The organism is Pseudoalteromonas sp. SWYJZ12 (genome assembly GCF_015864395.1).
Lineage (GTDB): Bacteria > Pseudomonadota > Gammaproteobacteria > Enterobacterales > Alteromonadaceae > Pseudoalteromonas > Pseudoalteromonas arctica.
The window spans coordinates 163097-184499 of record NZ_JADYXH010000006.1 but is presented as its reverse complement, the minus strand read 5'-3'; the positions used below and the strand labels follow the sequence as shown (position 1 = coordinate 184499).

Below are 21403 nucleotides of genomic sequence, written 5' to 3'. Positions count from 1 at the left end.
AAATAATATCCATTTGCTTAATAATGTAAGCCCCCTTAAAAATAATTAAGAGGGCTTTATTGAGATTAAATATCCGTTTGATTATTACTACTTTCAATTAAGTGTTTAATCATCTCTTCCGATTGATTTTGTACATCAACCGCAGGTGCTGCTGCATCAATGCTTCCCCCACTTTGAGCTGGAGTATAAGCAATTGCAGAGCCTTCATCCTCAACCAGCGTATTTAGCGCTATAAGCTGCTCTGCATCTTCGCTAATAATAACGTCATCAATATTAAGCGGTTCTGCCGAACTCATTTGCACCGTTTGCTCAGGTGCTGATAGACCACTCAAGTTACCTAAATCAATCGTTTCAGTGCTTAATACGTTGTTGATTGAAACTTCATTAGGGGTTGTATCGCCTAAAGCCGACTCCTCACTAAATGATTCAGGGATTGTGTCGCCTAAGGCAGAGCCTGCTTCTGATATACTTATAAGTTCAGTACCTTCACCATCAATAGTTGTGGTATTACCAGCTAGGTCTTCAAATATAATTCTGACATCGTTTAGTCCTAAACCTAGTAATCCTAGAGCATTTAAGTTGAGATCAATACTAGTAAACTCCCAGCTTCCATCGCTTTGAACTGTCGTTGTTTCGTTTCCAATGCTTATATCTAATAGTAGCGAGTTATCTAAAGTAACTGTGGTACCAGGCTCAGCATCTGTAGTGCCATGAAAACCTATAACAGCAATTTTTATAAGTCCTGTAATACCACCGAGTAAATAATCAACTTCAAAATCATTTACTATAGGTGGTGTAGTATCAACAACCAATCCAGATATACTACCACTGGATCCGATATTTCCAGCTGTATCGGTAACTGTTGCTGTGACTGTATAAACCCCATCAGTCAGTGCACCGTTGGGAGTAAGACTCCAATGACCAAATTCGTCGGCTACAACTTTGAATGCAGGATAACCAAGAATAGTTACTTCGACTGTATCACCTGTACCAGCAGTACCTGTTATCTCTGGTGTGGAATCCGCTGTTAATACTAAACCGGAATCAATAGTAACTACAGGAGCCGTGTTATCAACGGTACTGCTTGCTGATTCTTCCCCCGTATTACCTGCACCATCAGCAATGCCAACATCTACAGTGTAGTTACCTTCACTAAGTACTTCTGCTGATATCACACTCCAAGTTCCATCAGCTCCAACTGTTGTTTGAACATTGTGAGTGGCACCAGCTGAATCAGTAAACATAACGATTACTAACGCGCCTGCAAAACTTCCAGTTACTGACCCTGTAACAGTAGGTGTTATATCTTGCCCTACCAATATTGGATCTATGACTACAGTTGGCGCTGTGTAGTCTGTGCTTGACACCATTGTATCGCTTGATGAGTTACCCGCAGCATCACTCACTGTCGCAGTAGCACTAAAACCACCTTCACTAAGCGCGCTGGTAGCTGTTACAGACCATGTGCCATTGCCTGCAACTTGAGCGGTAATAGTTTGTGAATCGTTATTAGCATCAGTAATAACAACACTCACATTTGTACCTGCTGGTGCATCACTTATACCTGTTATAGTCGGTAGCGGGTTATTGATTACAGGTAATTGATCAACTTCAACTGTTGGTGGTGTTAAATCAATAATGCCACCAAGACTTGTGGAACTTGTAAGCCCTAAGTTTTCAACTGTAGCACTTACAGTAAAGGCACCTTCAGCTAATGGTGTTGTAGGTATTAGAGTCCATACACCTGCAATAGCTTGGGTGTTATATGTCGTTGCTGTACCGCTACTATCGGTAATAACTACCTGTACGTCACCTGCTAATATATCTGTGGTACCTGTAATTGTTGGCGTTGTATCGCTTGTATCTACAATTTGATTAATTAACAAACCTGGTAAGATTGTACTAATAGTGCCCGTTTGAGTAACTGTTGTTATATTCCCAGCATCATCTGTACTTATTGCCTCAATTGTTAAGTCACCTTCAGCAAGTAAAGGAGTAACAATAAGCCATGTTCCGTCTCCTAATACCGAAGTGGTAACTACATATAATGTATCTGTAGAGTCAGTAATATTTACGGTAATTAAACTTCCTACCTCTTCATCGCTTGTCCCTTCAATAGTAGGTGTTAGCGTATTAAGTACACCAAACGCATCAATCCCTAGCGCTGGCGCTATAGTATCTATGGTTACTTGCTCAATGGCCGACTGCCCAGTATTGCCTGCGGCGTCAGTTATACTTGCAGAAACAGTATATATACCATCTGATAAGCTAGTAGTTACTAAAGACCAATTGCCATCTCCATCAATTAAAGTATTAAATACCGTTTTTTCACCATTACTACCAATAACAGTTACATCAATATTTGTGCCTTCCGCTTCTGGTGATGTACCTGAAAGCTCTAATATATCTGTATTGCTAATGCTCAGTGGTAAAATTCCAACCACTGGTACTAGCGTATCAACGACGAATTCAAGCGTATCGGTAACTACATTACCTGCATCATCAGTAATACTCACATTCGCAACATGCTGCCCTTCAGTTAGTGCATCTACCTCGAGTGAAAATAACCCAGCTGCATTAACCGTGGTGGTTAAAACTGAACCGCCATCTAGTTGTATTTCAACAACACCATTAATTAAATCACTGGTACCTTGGATTATTGGCGTGGAGTCTGATGTTGTGCCAATAACCTGTAAGCCAAGTGTTGGCGATATTGTATCCACCACTGCGGTAAGTAGTTGCGTGGTAGTAATACCGACCTCACTTAACACGTCAACTGTTACGCTAAATGCCCCCTCAGCTAATGATTGAGGAACCTGCACAGCCCAAGTATTATCGGCTTGCACTATAGCCGTAAGCTCTTGTACTACATTTCCCCTATCTACCACTCTAACTAGCACTTCAGTGCCTGGTGCTTGGTCGGTCGTACCGCTAATTATCGGCAAATCTCCCTGGCCAGTTACAAAATCGACTACCGCATTAAGTAATGGCGTTGAGGCATCTACATCTGCAGTCGTTATAGTAGTGGTGTTACCCGCTTCATCGGTTGCAGAGGCTTCAACAACGGATAGGCCAATAACATTAACGGCTAGGCCTAATAGCTCCCAATCACCATTGGCATCGGTGGTTACATCGTATGTTAAATCGAGTAAGTCACCTGCAAGCTCTAGAGTAACCGTAACGGTTTTACCTTCGCCCAAATCAGATGTACCAGATAAAGATACAAGCTGCCCTAACAAGAACGAAGGCACAATAGTAAGCTCTGGCCCTACTGTATCTACTTCGCCACCCGTTTTACTATCAACAGAGGTATTTCCTGCGCTATCAGTAATCGTTGCCGTAACACTGTAAACACCGTCAGCTAAAATATTATTAGCAGCCGCTTGCCAGTCTCCATTGCCATCGGTTTGAACGGTCATTTGATGAGAAACTCCAGCAGAATCAGTAAAGGTAACAATAACGTTTGTATTTTCCTCGTTAGACGTACCTGTAATCAATGGAGTGCTATCTTGAGTTAGTATTAATGAACTTTGATTAATACTAATTTCAGGAGCAATTGTATCAATGGTTGCTGTATCTGTTGCGTCCCCGGTATTACCCGCGCTATCAGTAACAAATGCTTCAACTGAATAATCGCCTTGTGAAAGAGAGCTACTTGCCTCTACAGACCATATACCACCAGTTTGAACTGTTGTATTTACAGTGTGCTCATTACCTTGTGCATCGGTGAATACCACTGCAACAGCATCACCCACATTGGCACCTGTCACACTTCCAGAAATACCCGGGGTTAGGTCTGTACTTCCAACAATATCGCTAATAGTTACAACTGGCGCTGTTATGTCAATTACCCCTGTAGTAGTTGTGTTTACAGGGTTACCGGCTGTATCTGTGGTTGAAGCTGAAATCGTGTAAGTGCCCTCGCTCAACTCTGCACTTGCAGCTACTGACCATGTGCCATTTGCACCAACCGTAGCATTAACCGTTTGCTCTGCACCTAAGCTATCAGTAATTAAAATAATAACTAATGCGCCCTGTGGTGCGGTGGTTGTGCCTGAAATAGTTGGCGTTGTATCATTTAAAGTTACAAGCGGTGTAATACTAAGTGCAGGTGCTGTTAAATCTATAACACCACTGCCCGTTGCATTACTCGTTAAGCCTCCTTCAGTCACACTTGCCGAAACAGTAAACTCCCCCTCAGGAAGAATACTTGTCGCATCAACACCCCAAATACCGCCTACAACCGAAGTAGTTACAGTATGTGAAACGTTATTAACGTCAGTTATAACGACCGTAATTTCTGTGTTATCTGCCGCACTACTTGTGCCCGATATTGCTGGTGTTTGATCGTTCGTATCAACAATTGTGTTAATATTGATTGTAGGCGCATTAGTATTTAGCGTTGCGGTAGCATTTGCTGAAGCACTATTACCTGCGGTATCGACAATAGTTGCAGAAACTATTACTTCACCATCAGTCAGTGCGTCTGTTATATTTACACTCCAAGCACCTCCTGCGCCAACAACAGCGGTGTAAGCCTCGGTACTATCTCCATCGGTCACAGTTACTGTAATACTCGTGTTTTCAGGTTCATTGGATGTGCCTGAAATAGTTGGCGTGCTGTTATTAATTGTACCTAATGCATTTATAGTAATACTTGGTGCTTGAGTATCAACAAAACTCGAACCTGTATCGGAGCCTGTATTACCAGCATCATCGGTAATACTTACCTCTACATCATAATTGCCATCTGGCAAGCTTGGCGCTGTAACTTGCCAATCGCCGCTAGCATCAACTATTGCAGTTAAAATGTGTGTGTCATTATTGCTATCTGTAATGACTATATCGACCACCGTATTCTGTGGTTCAGTTGAAGTACCACTTATAATGGGTGTATCGGTGTTAAATACAGTTATATTATTAAGTGCAACAACAGGCACTTGGGTATCAATTGTTAAATCAATAGTCGTGCTGCTGGTATTATTAGCGTCATCGGTAATACTTACTTGCGCCGTATAATCACCATCAACAAGTGCTACGGGGACATCTACTTGCCAATTGCCATCAGTACCCACAGTTGCTGTTAGTGTTTGACCACCAATAATAATGCTTACATCTGCACCTATCTCATTACTTGTGCCTGAAATTGTAGGTGTTGTATCTATTGTCGCGTTAACTTCGTTCACAATTAATGTAGGATCAACACTGTCTATTTCACCTTGAGCCTGCTGCGTTGTTAAGTTACCAACACTGTCTCTAACCTCTGCAACAACGGTATATTGACCTTGCGCTAGCTCTGCAGGTACAGCAACAGACCAGTCGCCACCGGCTTGAACTGTCGCAGTAAACGCTTGGCTTTCTCCTTCACTATCAGTCACGGTTATATTAATTACAGTGCCTTGCCCCATATCGGTGGTGCCGCTAATTACTGGTGTACTGTCATTAGATAAAGCATCGACACTAACGGTTAGCTCTGGCGCTACGTTATCAAAATCAAGCGTATTAACTGTTCTTACATTACCGGCGGCATCCGTTGCACTGGCAGTCACATAGGCAAGGTTTAGTAAAGGTACTGTTATGTTTGCAAGCCCCCACGTACCATCAGGATTTGTTGTCGCTGTATAAGTTGCGCCAACTAACCCCCCAACTAGGTACTCTGTAATAGTGATTACAGAGCCTCCCGGTAGATCAGAATCTCCCGAAAGAGAAACCAAATTTCCTAATAAAAACGATGGAATAATTTCAAGATCCGGAGCGGTTATATCCACTTCGCCAGTGTCTTTACCCGTACCTGTGTTGCCTGCGGCATCGGTGATGCTGGCGCTGACATTGTAATTACCTTCAGCTAATGTACCTGTTGGTGTCGCACTCCAGTTACCGTTACTATCTGTTTGTACATCAATGCTTTGAGTGGCATTTGCTGCATCTGTAAACGTAACCGTGATGGTGCTGTTAGGTGCATCACTGGTGCCTGTCACTGTTGGCGTGCTGTCGTTTGTTAATACTGGCGCATCTACACTCACACTTGGTGCAGTGGTATCAATGGTGCCATTGCCTGTAATGTCGGTGCTGTTACCTGCCACATCGCTGATGTTGGCGGTGATCGTGTACGGCCCTTCTGCAAGTGCAGTCGGTACTTCCACCGAGAAGTTGCCATCAGCATCTACAGTGGTGGTAAAGGTTTGTGTATTGCCTTGATCGTCCACCACGGTGAAGTTAATAACGGTGCCTTCAACCGCATCGCTTGTGCCGCTCAGTGTCGGGGTTACGTCGTTGCTTGAGCCTGGGCTGGTAAGTACAAGTGTAGGTGCGGTGGTGTCTACTTCGCCGGTGCCTGTAGCGGTGGTGTCATTGCCTGCTGCATCGCTCACGCCTGCGCTGATGGTGTATCCACCTTCTGCAATGGCTGCCGGTACAGGAATTGACCACGTACCATTAGCAAGTACGGTGGCGCTCATTGTTTGCGCTGCACCACTGCTATCTGTCACTATAACCGTTATCGTACTGCCTTGCGGTGCATCACTACTGCCTGCAATCGTTGGCGTGGTGTCGTTGCCTACACCGTTGTTGGTAATAACAAGGCTCGGACCTGTTAGATCTATCAGACCTGTCTCGGTGGCACTGCCAATATTGCCCAGTCCATCATCTACCTCTGCGGTGACAGTATATTCGCCTTCTGCTAGTACGCTTGGTGCATCGACGCTCCATACGCCGCCCGTTACGGTTGTATCAACAGTCGTAATATTCCCTGCACTGTCTTCAAACGTTAAGCTAATGGCGGTGTCATCGGCCGCATCGCTTGTACCATTAATGGTTGGAGTGGTGTCGTTGGTATCAACCAATGCATTAATACTGATGCTTGGGGCCGTGGTGTTGAGTGTTGCGGTTTCACTTAACGTGGTGGTGTTGCCTGCACTGTCACTGACGCTTGCTTCGATAGTGAGCTCACCATCGCTCAGTGCATTCGGTACATCTGCTGACCAACTGCCATCGGCTTGCACTGTCGTGATGAACGTTTCTGTGTTATCTGCATCCGTGACGTTAATCGTTATAATCGTGCCTGCTGGCGCGTTTGATGTCCCGCTAATTGTTGGTGTGTTGTTATTCGTGGCGCCCACGGTATCCAGTGTTAATATCGGTGCTAAGGTATCAAGAGTGCCTGATTGAACTGCGCCACCAGTGTTGCCTGCATCATCGGTGATACTGGCTTGTACGTTGTAGCTTCCATCTGGTAATTCAAGGCTGGTTGCTTGCCAATCGCCGTTTGCATCCACAGTAGCGGTGATTGGGTGTTCATCACCGTTGCTGTCGGTAATAACAATGTTTACAACGGTGCCTTCAGGCTCTGTTGAAGTACCACTAATCACTGGGGTGCTGTCGTTACCAAGGCCCAGTGCATCAACGGTGACAACCGGTGTAATGGTGTCTACGTTACCACTGCTGCTCGCGGTGGTGTCGTTGCCTGCAGCATCAGTAATGCTGGCAACAACGCTAAAGTCACCTTGTGCAAGGGCACCTGGAATTTCAATATTCCAGTGACCATCGCTGCCAACTAGGGTCTCAATGGTTTGCACAGCACCTGCGCTGTCGGTGATGGTGAGTGTAACAGTGCCACCAATTTCATTACTGGTGCCCTGAAGCTCTGGTGTTAAGTCGCTGACATCACCTACATTTTGTATCGTAAGCGTTGGCGCTTGCGTGTCGATGGTGGTGGTATCACTCGCGGTGGTTTCGTTGCCGACACTGTCGCGTACACTCACTTCAATGGTGCTTTCACCTTCACTTAATGGTGTGGTTGGAGTGGCACTCCAGTTACCATCCGCATCAACAAGGGCGGTGATGGTCTGTGGGTTGCCGTTGCTGTCGGTAACCACAATCGTCACTTGTGCACCCTCACCTGCATCGCTTGTGCCGCTTATGACTGGCGTGTTGCTGTCGCTTTGTGCTGCAACATCAACAGTAAGCGTTGGCGGTGTATTATCAAAGTCATCTGAGCTAATTGTACGGGTATTACCTGCTGCATCGGTCGCTGTTGCGATCACTGAGCCTAAGTTCAGTAATGAGATATCAATACCAGTTAGTGACCAGTTACCATTGGCGTCAGTGGTTGTGGTGTAATTTACGCCCACACCGCCGCCAACAAGTTGCTCAGTAATAGTAATTTCACTGCCAGCCGGTAAATCAGATGTACCGTTTAATAACACCAATGAACCTAATAAGAAGGTAGGTGTAAACGCTAAACCTGGCGGTGTTATATCTACTTCGCCTGTATCTGTACCTGTACCTGTGTTGCCTGCAGCATCAGTGATGCTGGCGCTGACATTGTAATTACCTTCAGCTAATGTACCTGTTGGTGTCGCACTCCAGTTACCACTTGCATCGGTTTGTACATCAATGCTTTGAGTGGCATTCGCTGCATCTGTAAACGTAACTGTGATAGTGCTATTAGGTGCATCACTGGTGCCTGTCACTATGGGTGTGGTGTCATTGGTGAGTACTGGCGCATCCACGGTAATGCTTGGCGCGGTCGTGTCTATTGTGCCGTTACCTGTAATATCGGTGCTGTTACCTGCTGCATCGCTGATGCTGGCGGTGATCGTGTACGGCCCTTCTGCCAAGGCAGTCGGTACTTCTATAGAGAAGTTACCATCAGCATCCACAGTGGTGGTGAAGGTTTGTGTATTGCCTAAATCATCCACTACGGTGAAGTTAATAACCGTGCCTTCAACCGCATCGCTTGTGCCGCTAAGTGTCGGGGTGATGTCGCTACTTGAGCCTGGACTGGTAAGTACAAGTGTCGGTGCAATGGTATCTATTTCACCAGTGCCTGTGGCAGTGGCTTCGTTGCCTGCGGCATCGCTCACACTGGCGCTCACTGTAAAGGTGCCTTCAGCCAGTACTTGCGTGGCTGCTACGCTCCATGTGCCATTAACCCCTAATGTGGTCGTTACGGTATGAGTAATATTATTACTGTCGGTGATTTCAACGCTTACGGTGCTACCTTGTGGCGCATTCGCTGTGCCGGTGATCGTAGGTGTTGTGTCATCAGTCACGGTTACATCATTTACGGCAATATTAGGAATGGTCGTATCCACTACACCATTTTCTGTTGCTGTACTTGTATTGCCGCTTCCATCTGTAACACTCGCTTCAACTTCATAACTGCCTTCAGCTAAGTCAACAGGAGCTTCAACACTCCAGATACCGTCTGTAACGGTTGTTTGTACCGTGTTTGTTATGTCATTACTGTCCGTGATACTGACGGTGATAATAGTGCCATTTGCTGCACTGCTGGTACCGCTCACATTCGGCGTTGTATCATTTGTATCCATTAATGCATCAATATTAATACTCGGTGCATTGGTATCCAATGTTGCGCCTTCACTTAACGTGGTGGTGTTGCCTGCACTGTCGCTTACACTTGCTTCGATAGTGAGTGGACCATCAGTTAGCGCGTTCGGTACATCTGCTGACCAACTGCCATCGGCTTGTACTGTTGCGGTAAACGTTTCTGTATTATCTGCATCCGTGACGTTAATCGTTATAACCGTGCCTACTGGCGCGTTCGATGTCCCGCTAATTGTTGGCGTGCTGTTATTCGTGGCACCTACTGTGTCTAACGTCAATGTCGGCGCTAAGCTATCTAGGTTGCCTGATTGAACTGCGCCACCTGTGTTGCCTGCATCATCGGTGATACTGGCTTGTACGGTGTAGCTGCCATCTGGTAATTCAGGGCTGGTTGCTTGCCAATTACCGTTTGCACCGACGGTGGCGGTGATTGGGTGCTCATCACCGTTACTGTCGGTAATAATAATGTTGATAACCGTGCCTTCAGGCTCTGTTGAGGTACCACTAACAACTGGGGTGCTGTCGTTGCCTAAACCCAGTGCATCAACGGTGATAACGGGTGTAATAGTATCTACATTACCACTGCTGTTGGCAGTGGTGTCGTTGCCTGCCGCATCAGTAATATTCGCGCTTACAGTAAAATCACCTTGTGCAAGGGCACCTGGAATTTCAATAGCCCAGTGGCCATCGCTGTCAACTATCGTATCAATGGTTTGCACAGCGCCTTGGCTATCGGTGATGGTGAGTGTAACAGTGCCACCAATTTCATTACTGGTGCCCTGAAGCTCTGGTGTTAAATCGCTGACATCGCCCACGTTTTGAATGGTGAGTAGTGGCGCTTGCGTGTCGATAGTCGTGGTATCACTCACGGTGGTTTCATTGCCGACACTGTCGCGTACACTTACTTCAATGGTGCTTTGACCTTCACTTAATGGTGTCGCTGGTGTGGCACTCCAATCACCGTTTGCATCCACAAGTGCGGTGATGGTTTGTGGGTTGCCTGCGCTATCAGTAACCACTATGGTCACTTGCGCACCTTCACCCGCATCGCTTGTGCCGCTAATAACCGGTGTATTGCTGTCGCTTTGTGCTGCAACATCAACAGTGAGTGTCGGCGGTGTATTATCAAAGTCATCTGAGCTAATTGTACGCGTGTTACCTGCGGCATCGGTCGCTGTTGCGATCACTGAGCCAACATCAAGTAATGATACATCTAATCCGACTAATGACCAGTTGCCATCCGCATCTGTTGTAGTGGTATATGTTGCACCAATACCACCATTAACAAGTTGCTCGGTAATGGTAATTTCACTGCCAATAGGCAAGTCAGACGTACCGCTTAGGGTAATTAATAAACCAAGTTCAAACGTTGGTGTAAAGGCAAGTGCTGGCGGGGTTACGTCTACTTCGCCACTGTCCGTGCCGGTGCCTGTATTGCCTGCAGCATCGGTGATGCTGGCGCTGACGCTGTAGTTCCCTTCAGCTAATGTGCCTGTTGGTGTCGCACTCCAGTTACCATTAGCATCGGTTTGTACATCAATAGTTTGCACTGCATTCGCTGCATCTGTAAACGTCACCATGATGGTGCTGTTAGGTGCATCACTGGTGCCTGTCACTGTTGGCGTGCTGTCGTTTGTTAATAATGGCGCATCAACGGTAATGCTTGGCGCGGACGTGTCTATTGTGCCGTTGCCGGTAATATCGGTGCTGTTACCTGCCACATCGCTGATGTTAGCTTCAATACTATACGGTCCTTCTGCTATCGCTGTTGGCACTTCGACTGAGAAGTTGCCACCTTCATCAACCGTGGTGGTGAACGTTTGTGTATTGCCTAAATCGTCCACAACCGTGAAATTAATAACCGTGCCTTCAACGGCATCACTTGTGCCACTGAGTGTCGGAGTGATGTCATTACTTGAACCTGGGCTGGTAAGCACAAGTGTCGGTGCAGTGGTATCTACTTCACCAGTGCCTGTGGCGGTGGTGTCGTTGCCTGCGGCATCTTCAACACTTGCACTAATGGTGTATGCACCTTCTGCTAGTGCTACCGGTACAGGGATTGACCACGTGCCATTAGCAAGTACGGTGGCGCTCATTGTTTGTGGTGTGCCACTGCTATCTGTCACTATAACCGTTACCGTACTGCCTTGCGGTGCATCACTACTGCCTGCAATCGTTGGCGTGGTGTCGTTGCCTACACCATTGTCGGTAATAACAAGGCTCGGGCCAGTAAGGTCTATCTGACCTGTCTCGGTGGCGCTGCCGATATTACCTAGACCATCATCTACCTCTGCGGTGACAGTATATTCGCCTTCGGCTAAATCAGTTGGTGCATCGACGCTCCATACTCCACCCGTTACGGTTGTATCAACAGTCGTAATATTCCCTGCACTGTCTTCAAACGTTAAGCTAATGGTGGTGTCATCGGCCGCATCGCTTGTACCATTGATGGTTGGGGTGGTGTCGTTGGTATCAACCAGTACATTAATACTGATGCTTGGCGCAGTGGTATTGAGTGTCGCGGTTTCACTTAACGTGGTAGTGTTGCCTGCACTGTCGCTGACGCTTGCTTCGATAGTGAGTGGACCATCAGTTAGCGCGTTCGGTACATCTGCTGACCAGCTGCCATCGGCTTGCACTGTCGCGGTGAACGCTTCGGTTGTTGTGCCATCGCTCACGCTGATACTAATAACAGTCCCTGCTGGCGCGTTCGATGTCCCGCTAATTGTTGGCGTGCTGTCGTTGGTGGCGCCGACGGTGTCTAACGTCAATGTTGGCGCTAAGGTATCAAGGGTGCCTGATTGAACTGCGCCGCCGGTGTTGCCTGCATCATCGGTGATACTGGCTTGTACGTTGTAGCTTCCATCCGGTAATTCAGGGCTAGTTGCTTGCCAATCGCCGTTTGCATCGACTGTGGCTGTAATTGGGTGTTCATCACCATTGCTGTCGGTAATAACAATGTTTACAACAGTGCCTTCTGCCTCTGTTGAGGTACCACTAATGACTGGCGTGCTGTCATTGCCAAGGCCCAGTGCATCCACGCTCACAACCGGGGTGATGGTATCCACGTTGCCACTGCTGTTTGCTGTACTCTCATTGCCTGCAGCATCCGTAATACTGGCGCTTACAGTAAAGTCACCTTGCGCAAGCGCACTTAGGATTTCAATGTCCCAGTGGCCATCACTTTCAACGGTGGTGGTAATGGTTTGCACTACGCCGTCGCTGTCGGTCACGGTGAGTGTAACAGTGCCGCCAATTTCGTTACTGGTGCCTTGTAATGTCGGTGTTAGGTCGTTTACATCACCTACATTTTGTATCATAAGCGTTGGCGCTTGCGTGTCGATGATGGTGGTATCACTCGCGGTGGTTTCGTTGCCGACACTGTCGCGTACACTCACTTCAATGGTGCTTTCACCTTCACTTAATGGTGTGCTTGGAGTGGCACTCCAGTTACCATCCGCATCAACAAGGGCGGTGATGGTCTGTGGGTTGCCGTTGCTGTCGGTAACCACGATAGTCACTTGTGCCCCCTCGCCCGCATCACTTGTGCCGCTTATGATTGGCGTGTTGCTGTCGCTTTGTGCTGCAACATCAACAGTGAGTGTCGGTGGCGTATTATCAAAGTCATCTGAACTAATTGTACGGGTATTACCTGCGGCATCGGTCGCCGTTGCGATCACTGAGCCTAAGTTCAGTAATGAGATATCAATACCAGTCAGTGACCAGTTACCATTGGCGTCAGTAGTTGTGGTGTAACTTACGCCCACACCGCCGCCAACAAGTTGCTCAGTAATAGTAATTTCACTGCCAGCCGGTAAATCAGATGTACCGTTTAATAACACCAATGAGCCTAATAAGAAGGTAGGTGTAAATGCTAAGTCTGGCGGTGTTATATCGACTTCGCCACTGTCTGTACCTGTGCCTGTGTTGCCTGCAGCATCGGTGATGCTGGCGCTGACGCTGTAATTCCCTTCGGCTAATGTGCCTGTTGGTGTCGCACTCCAGTTACCACTTGCATCGGTTTGTACATCAATGCTTTGAGTGGCATTTGTTGCATCGGTAAACGTAACCGTGATGGTGCTGTTAGGCGCATCACTGGTGCCCGTAACCGTGGGCGTGCTGTCGTTGGTTAGTAACGGCGCATTTACACTCACACTCGGTGCGGTCGTATCAATGGTGCCGTTGCCTGTAATATCGGTGCTGTTACCTGCCACATCGCTGATGTTGGCGGTGATCGTGTATGGCCCTTCTGCCAAGGCTGTCGGTACTTCTATAGAGAAGTTGCCATCGGCATCAACCGTGGTGGTGAACGTTTGCTCTCCCCCTAAATCATCCGTTACGGTGAAGGTGATCACGGTGCCTTCCACCGCATCACTGGTGCCGCTTAAGGTTGGGGTTACGTCGTTACTTGAGCCTGGGCTGGTAAGTACAAGGGTCGGTGCAATGGTATCTATTTCACCAGTGCCTGTGGCAGTGGCTTCGTTGCCAGCGACATCGCTCACGCTTGCGCTTACGGTGAAGTTACCTTCTGCAAGGGCTGTCGTAACAGGGACTGACCACGCGCCACTTCCGCCAACTGTCGCGGTAATGGTTTGCTGTGCACCGGCACTGTCTGTCACAATAATAGTGACTTCACTGCCTTGTGGCGCATCGCTTGTACCCGAGATGGTCGGTGTCGTGTCATTGCTAACACCATTGTCTACAATAACAAGGCTTGGTGCGGTTAAGTCAATCTCGCCTGCTTCTGTGGCGCTGCCGATATTACCTAGGCCATCGTCTACCTCTGCGGTGACAGTATATTCGCCTTCTGCTAGTACGCTTAGTGCATCGACGCTCCATACGCCGCCCGTTACGGTCGTATCAACAGTCGTAATATTCCCTGCACTGTCTTCAAACGTTAAACTAATGGTGGTGCCATCTGCCGCATCGCTTGTACCATTAATGGTTGGGGTGGTGTCGTTGGTATCAACCAATGCATTAATACTAATGCTTGGGGCCGTGGTGTTGAGTGTTGCGGTTTCACTTAATGTAGTGGTATTACCGGCGTTATCACTAACGCTAGCTTCAATGGTGAGCTCACCATCGCTCAGTGCATTCGGTACATCCGCTGACCAGCTGCCATCAGCTTGTACTGTCGCGGTGAACGTTTCTGTTGTGGTGCCATCACTCACGCTGATGCTAATAACAGTCCCCGCTGGCGCATTGCTGCTTCCGCTGATTGTTGGGGTGCTGTCGTTGGTTGCACCGACTGTGTCTAACGTCAGTGTCGGCGCTAAGGTATCTAGGCTGCCCGTTTGTGTCGCGCCGCCGGTGTTGCCTGCGTCATCGGTGATACTGGCTTGCACACTGTAGCTTCCATCCGGTAATTCAGGGCTGGTCGCTTGCCAATCACCGTTTGCATCCACAGTAGCGGTAATTGGGTGCTCATCACCGTTACTGTCGGTAATAACAATGTTTACAACGGTGCCTTCAGGCTCTGTTGAGGTACCACTAACAACTGGGGTGCTGTCGTTGCCTAAACCCAGTGTATCAACGGTGATAACCGGTGTAATGGTATCTACATTACCACTACTGTTGGCCGTGGTGTCGTTGCCTGCAGCATCAGTGATGCTGGCAACAACGCTAAAGTCACCTTGTGCAAGGGCACCTGGAATTTCAATATTCCAGTGGCCATCACTTTCAACGGTGGTGGTGAAGGTTTGCTCAGCGCCTTGGCTGTCGGTGATGGTCAGTGTTACGGTGCCGCCAATTTCATTACTAGTGCCCTGCAGCTCAGGTGTTAAATCGCTGACATCGCCTACGTTTTGAATGGTGAGTATTGGCGCTTGTGTGTCTAACGTAATTGTATCTGTAACTGTTGTCGTATTTCCTGCTTCATCAGACACACTCACTTCTATGGTGTTATCACCTTCATTTAAATCTGCTTGTGGAGTTACTTCCCAGTTACCATTTGTATCAACAGTAGTGGTGAGTGTTTGTTCACCCCCATTTTCATCGGTAATAACAACCGTGATGCTGGTACCAACGTCTGCATCACTAGTGCCTGAAATGGTAGGCGTTGAGTCGTTGGTTACAGCTTCAAAGTCAACGGTTAAGCTAGGCCCTGATGTGTCTATATTACCGGTAGCAGTGGTTGAAGCGCTATTTCCTGCAGCATCAGATACTTCAGCTTCTACAGAATAATCGCCCGAGGCCAACTCTTGAGAAAGTTCAACACTCCAATTACCATCGGCATCTGTTGTTGTGCTAAATGTGCGAACAACCCCTTGAGAATCAGTAACCGTTAAATTTATAACCGTGCCTGCAACTACGTCAGTTGTGTTACCAGAAATAACCGGTGTTGTATCATTACTTGTTTCTAGTTCATTAACTTGTATTGTTGGAGGCGTAATATCAATTACAGCATCAAGCTCTGCATTAGCCGTTCCACCACCTATGTCTGTTACTGTTGCACTAATTAAAATGGTGCCCTCAGCTAAATTTGCAGGCGGAGTAACACTCCAAAGACCGTTTTCATCAACAACTGTGGTTAAAGTAATTATTGCACCCGCTGAGTCAGTGATCTGAACTTCAACTTGAGAGCCAGCTTGTGCATTAAAAGTATCACCATTTATTTGAGGTGTTTGATCGTTAGTTTCGCCAATAATATCAATGGTAATGGTCAATGCGCTTGTATCAATTGTGCCTGAAGCACTTGCTGTACCTTCATTACCAGCGCTATCACTAATACTTGCATCTACAGAGTAGCTTCCTTCAGCTAAAGCCGCGGACACTTCTACAGTCCAACTTCCATCTGCAATTACTTCTGCTGTAATTATTTGTACTATACCGTTAGCATCGGTCACTGTTAAAGTTACGCTTGAACCAGCTGGCTCACCGCTAGCTGTGCCTGAAATAGTTGGTGTTGTATCACTCGTATCGCCTAGCGCATTAATAGTAACTATTGGCGCTGTGGTATCAACTTCTCCCGTTGTTGTTACGGTTGTTTCATTCCCTGCTGTATCGGTAACCGATACCTCAACGCTAAATTCACCTTCACTTAATTCATCTGGTACATCCACACTAAAGGTGCCATCGGCTTGTACTTCAGTGGTAATTATTTGTGGATTACCTGCTTCATCAGTTACCGTAATAGTAACAACTGTACCCTCTGGCTCACCCGTTGCAGTACCTGAAATAGTTGGGGTGGTGTCGTTACTATCAGCCAGTGCATCTATCGTGATCACCGGTGCTGAAGTATCAACTTCTCCAGTCGTAGTTGCTGTGGTTTCATTACCTGCGGTATCGGTAACCGATACCTCAACTGTAAACTCACCTTCACTTAATTCATTTGGTACATCAACACTAAAGGTGCCATCAGCTTGTACTTCAGTGGTAATGATTTGTGGGTTACCTGCTTCATCAGTAACTGTAATAGTAACAACCGTGCCTTCTGGCTCACCCGTTGCGGTGCCTGAAATAGTTGGGGTGGGGTTGTTAGTATCACCTACGGGGTCAATAATAACTGTTGGCGCGGTAGTATCGACTTCTCCTGTTGTTGTTGCTGTGGTTTCATTACCTGCGGTATCGGTAACCGATACTTCAACGGTAAATTCGCCTTCACTTAATTCATTTGATACATCAACACTAAAGGTACCATCGGCTTGCACTTCAGTGGTGATTATTTGTGGGTTACCAGCGTCATCAGTTACTGTAATAGTAACAATCGTGCCTTCTGGCTCCCCCGTTGCGGTGCCTGAAATAGTTGGGGTGGTGTCGTTACTATCAGCCAGTGCATCTATCGTGATCACCGGTGCTAAAGTATCAACCTCGCCAGTCGTAGTTGCTTTGGTTTCATTGCCCGCAGTATCTGTAACCGATACCTCAACAGTAAATTCACCTTCACTTAGTTCATTTGGTACGTCCACACTAAAGGTGCCATCAGCTTGTACTTCAGTAGTAATTATTTGTGGGTTACCTGCTTCATCAGTCACGGTAATAGTAACAACCGTGCCTTCTGGCTCACCCGTCGCGGTGCCGGAAATGGTTGGTGTTGTATCGTTGCTATCTGCCAGTGGATCAATCGTAATAGCAGGAGCTGAGGTATCAATAGTACCCGTTGTTACTTCTGTACTTACGTTACCAGCAGTATCAGTGATTGATACGTCTACGCTGTATTCGCCTTCGCTTAATTCATCTGGTACATCAACAGTGAAAGTGCCGTCAGCGAGTACTTCTGTAGTGATGGTTTGTGGGTTACCAGCTTCATCAGTTACTGTAATAGTAACAACCGTGCCTTCTGGCTCACCCGTCGCAGTGCCTGAAATAGTTGGTGTTGTATCATTGCTATCAGCGAGTGCATCAATCGTAATAGTTGGTGCGGTATTATCGATAGTTCCCTGTGCTAAAGTTTCACTTTGGTTACCTGCTTCATCGCTAACGATGGCATTAACGCTAAAGTCACCTTCAACTAACTCATTAATAGCATCAGCTGTCCAGCTACCATCAGCTAGCGTTTGTGTTGTAATTGTTTGTGTATTCCCACCAGCATCTGTAACGGTTAACGTAACAGTTGTTCCGGCTGGTACATTTTGTACAGAACCTGAAATTGTTGGAGTAGTATCGGCACTATCTGGGATTGTATTAATTGCTATAATTGGAGCTGATAAATCAATTGTTCCACTAACAGTATCGCTTGCTTCATTACCTGCAGCGTCTGTTACTGTTGCCGTAATTGTAAAGTCGCCTTCAGCAACAGCTTGAGTTGCACCAACTTGCCAAGTTCCATCTTCTGACACAACCGCCGTCAATGTTTGAGACTCACCATTTGCATCAGTAACTAAAACACTAACAAGGCTACCCGGAGCTACATCACTTGTTGTTCCGCTAAATGTAGGCGTTGTATCGTTTGAATCAGCAAAGTCATTTATTGCAACTAAAGGAGGGGTGGTATCAACTGTGCCTAATTGTGAATCTTGGGCTGCGTTACCCGCATTATCAGATACATTAGCAGTTACGGTAAAATCCCCCTCACTTAAAGCAGTTGAAATCTCAATACTCCAAGTACCATCAGCACTTATAGTAGTAACTAACTGTTGCTCTGCTCCTAGACTATCAGTAACAGTTAAAGTCACTTCACTGCCCGATGCTAATCCTTGGGTAGAGCCGGTAAGAGTAGGTGTTGTATCGTTTGTATCAGCAATATTGTTGATAGTGACACTTGGTGCAGTTAAATCGACCGTACCTGTAACAGTTGCCGTACTGCTATTGCCTGCAGTGTCGCTAACACTTGCTGTTACTGTGAAATCACCTTCACTGAGATCTGCAATAATATCCGCTGTATATGTACCATCTGTATTTGTAATTGTTGTAAGTGTTTGTTCATTACCTTCACTGTCAGTTATTACTAATGTAACTTCGGTCCCTGCAGGTACATCAATTACAATACCGCTTACAGATGGGGTTACATCATTCGTATCCTCAATAGGATTAATCGTGATTGCAGGATCTGTTAAATCAATTTCTCCAGTTTCGCTTGCAGAAGCTGTATTACCCGCAGCATCAGTCACAGTTGCAATTACACTAAACGGACCTTCAACCAATTCATTACTTGCCTCAACTAACCAGCTTCCGTCAGCACCAGTAACTACTTGCACAGTTTCTGTTACGCCATCGCTTCCTGTAAATGTAACGGTTACTAATGCACCAGGCTCTACGTCTTGGGTAGAGCCGCTAACTGTTGGTGTTGTATCGTTAGTATCAATAATAAAATTAATGCTTACAGTTAAATCAACATTACCTACTGCACTTGCTTGCGCTTCATTACCCGAGTCATCTATAACAGCAGCAACTACGGTAAAGTCGCCCTCAGGTAGAGGGGTTGTTACTTGTGCAGTCCATGAACCATCTGCTTGCGTCACTGCAAGTAATGTAAATGTACTCCCATCGCTTGCCGTAATAGTTAAAGTAATGGTAGTACCTGCAGGCACATTACCGGTGTTACCACTTAAAAATGGAGTGGTATCGTTAGTATTAGCAATTGCATCGATTTGAATTGAAATAGGAGCAAACGTTATTTCGCCGTTTGTTTGCGCAGTAGCCTCATTACCTGCTGGATCGGTTACTGACGCAGTTGCTGTAAACTCACCACCTGGCAAGATTTCATTAGCATCAACACTCCATGTGCCATCTTCATTTAATAAAGTAGTTAAAGTTTGTACGTTACCGTTAATATCGGTTACTAATACTGTAATAACAGAGCCCGCAGGAGCGTCTTCCACCCTACCTACAAATGTTGGTGTAGTATCGTTAGTATCAGCAATTGCAGTAACGGTAATATCTGGGTTTGTTAAATCAACAACACCTTGGTTATTTGCTTGGGCTTGATTACCTGCAGCATCGCTTACACTTGCATCAACCTCAAACTGCCCTTCAGCCAATGGCGTAGTTACGTCGATAGACCAATCACCATCAGCGTTTGTTTGGGTTAATAATGTTTGAGTTTGACCATTAAAATCGGTAATAACCACACTAATAATAGAGCCTGCAGGTACATCTTGCGCGTTACCAGTAATAGTTGGCGTGGTGTCTTGAGTGTCGTTAATATTATTAATTTGTACCGTAGGCGCCGTTAAATCAACTACTCCTGAATCACTTGCTGATGCTAAGTTTCCTACACTGTCGCTTACTTGTGCATCAACAGTAAAATCACCTTCGGGTAAAGGAGTCCCAACTTCTACACTCCAGCTTCCATCGGCTTGAGTAACCGCAGTTAATGTTTGTATTTGTCCTGCACTATCTGTAACAGTAATTGTTACTTGCGTGCCTTCAGGAACACCATTTGTTGTTCCAACAAGTGGTGGTGTTGCGTTATTTGTTTCATCAGTTACATTTACTGTGATTACCGGAGCAGTTAAATCTACATTCGCTAAAGCTTGATCTACAGCTTGATTTCCAGCTGCATCAATCGCCACTGCGCTTACGTTAAACTCTCCTTCAGATAAAGGTGAGGTAGTAGTAACAACCCAATTTCCTAGCGCATCAACCTGAGTAACAATTGTTTGTACCGTACCTGCACTATCCGTTAACGTGACCGACACATTATCACCAGTGTTCAACCCAGATACAGTCCCTGTTACTGTCACTGTTTGAGAAGCAGAATCGGCAACAGGATCAATAGCAATAAGCGGAGGTGTTGTATCAATTTCTATAGAAATAGTGTCGTTTATAGGGTTGCCAACAGGATCTGTTGCTTCAACAACAACGGTCACAGGGCCATCAGCAACCGGAGTTGGTAGGGTTATTTCAAAGGTACCATCAGGGCCAATCACAACACTAACTACTTGAGAATTTCCATCAACATCAGTTACCGTCACATTAACCGTTTCGCCAATTAAGTTTTCACTCGTACCGGTAATTGTTGGTTGTGATGAATTAGTAACGCCCAGCTCATTAAGTGAAATAGAAGCCGAAGTTGCGTCAGGCACAATACCATCAGAGGTATCTCTTAAATTAAAAGCTTCAGTAGCGTTTTGATCAAAAGAAGAATCAAAAGTAACACTACTAGGATCAACACTTTCAGAAATTCGGGTTAACTGTACAAACGAACTACCTCCATCTGCACCAGCTGCATTACCGCCACCAGCGGCTGTTGCCTCTAAATTATCTAAAATGTCCCCATCACCCTCTAATGCATCTAAAAAATCTGTTACATCTGAATTAGCCGCCGTTGATGAGTCTTGCTCTGTACCTAAGTCTAAGCTTGCGATTGCTTCATCTAAACTTTCATCAAAAACAGTTGTTTCGCTAGAGTCTCTTGCTTCTTTAGCTAATAGGTCTGGTGTTATTTTTACCTTTTGATTTGCGGGTATAGATAAGGTTTCACCTTGCACATCTATTTGTAACGACGACTTAATAGCAGTAACAACTAAATCACCTACGGTAATAATGTCACCAACGTTTAACGCTCTTATTGATCCATCATCCAACACAACACCCGCCGAACCCTGAATATCAATAACTACAAGTTGATTTGCTTCCATTTAGGTACCCTCAAACTTTTTAAAATAACAATCTA

1 protein-coding gene is annotated in these 21403 nt (G+C 46.1%); it reads right to left on the bottom strand.

The window, feature by feature from the left end:
• Positions 1 to 65: 65 nt before the first annotated feature.
• Complete coding sequence (locus I6F42_RS09940) at positions 66 to 21368, bottom strand: Ig-like domain-containing protein (RefSeq protein ID WP_197152018.1); 21303 nt, start codon at positions 21366 to 21368, stop codon at positions 66 to 68.
• Positions 21369 to 21403: the final 35 nt, after the last annotated feature.

What these genes read in the sequence shown, in the direction of transcription:
- I6F42_RS09940 (WP_197152018.1), bottom strand. Translation starts at nt 21,368, where the DNA reads ATGGAAGCAAATCAACTTGTAGTTATTGATATTCAGGGTTCGGCGGGT.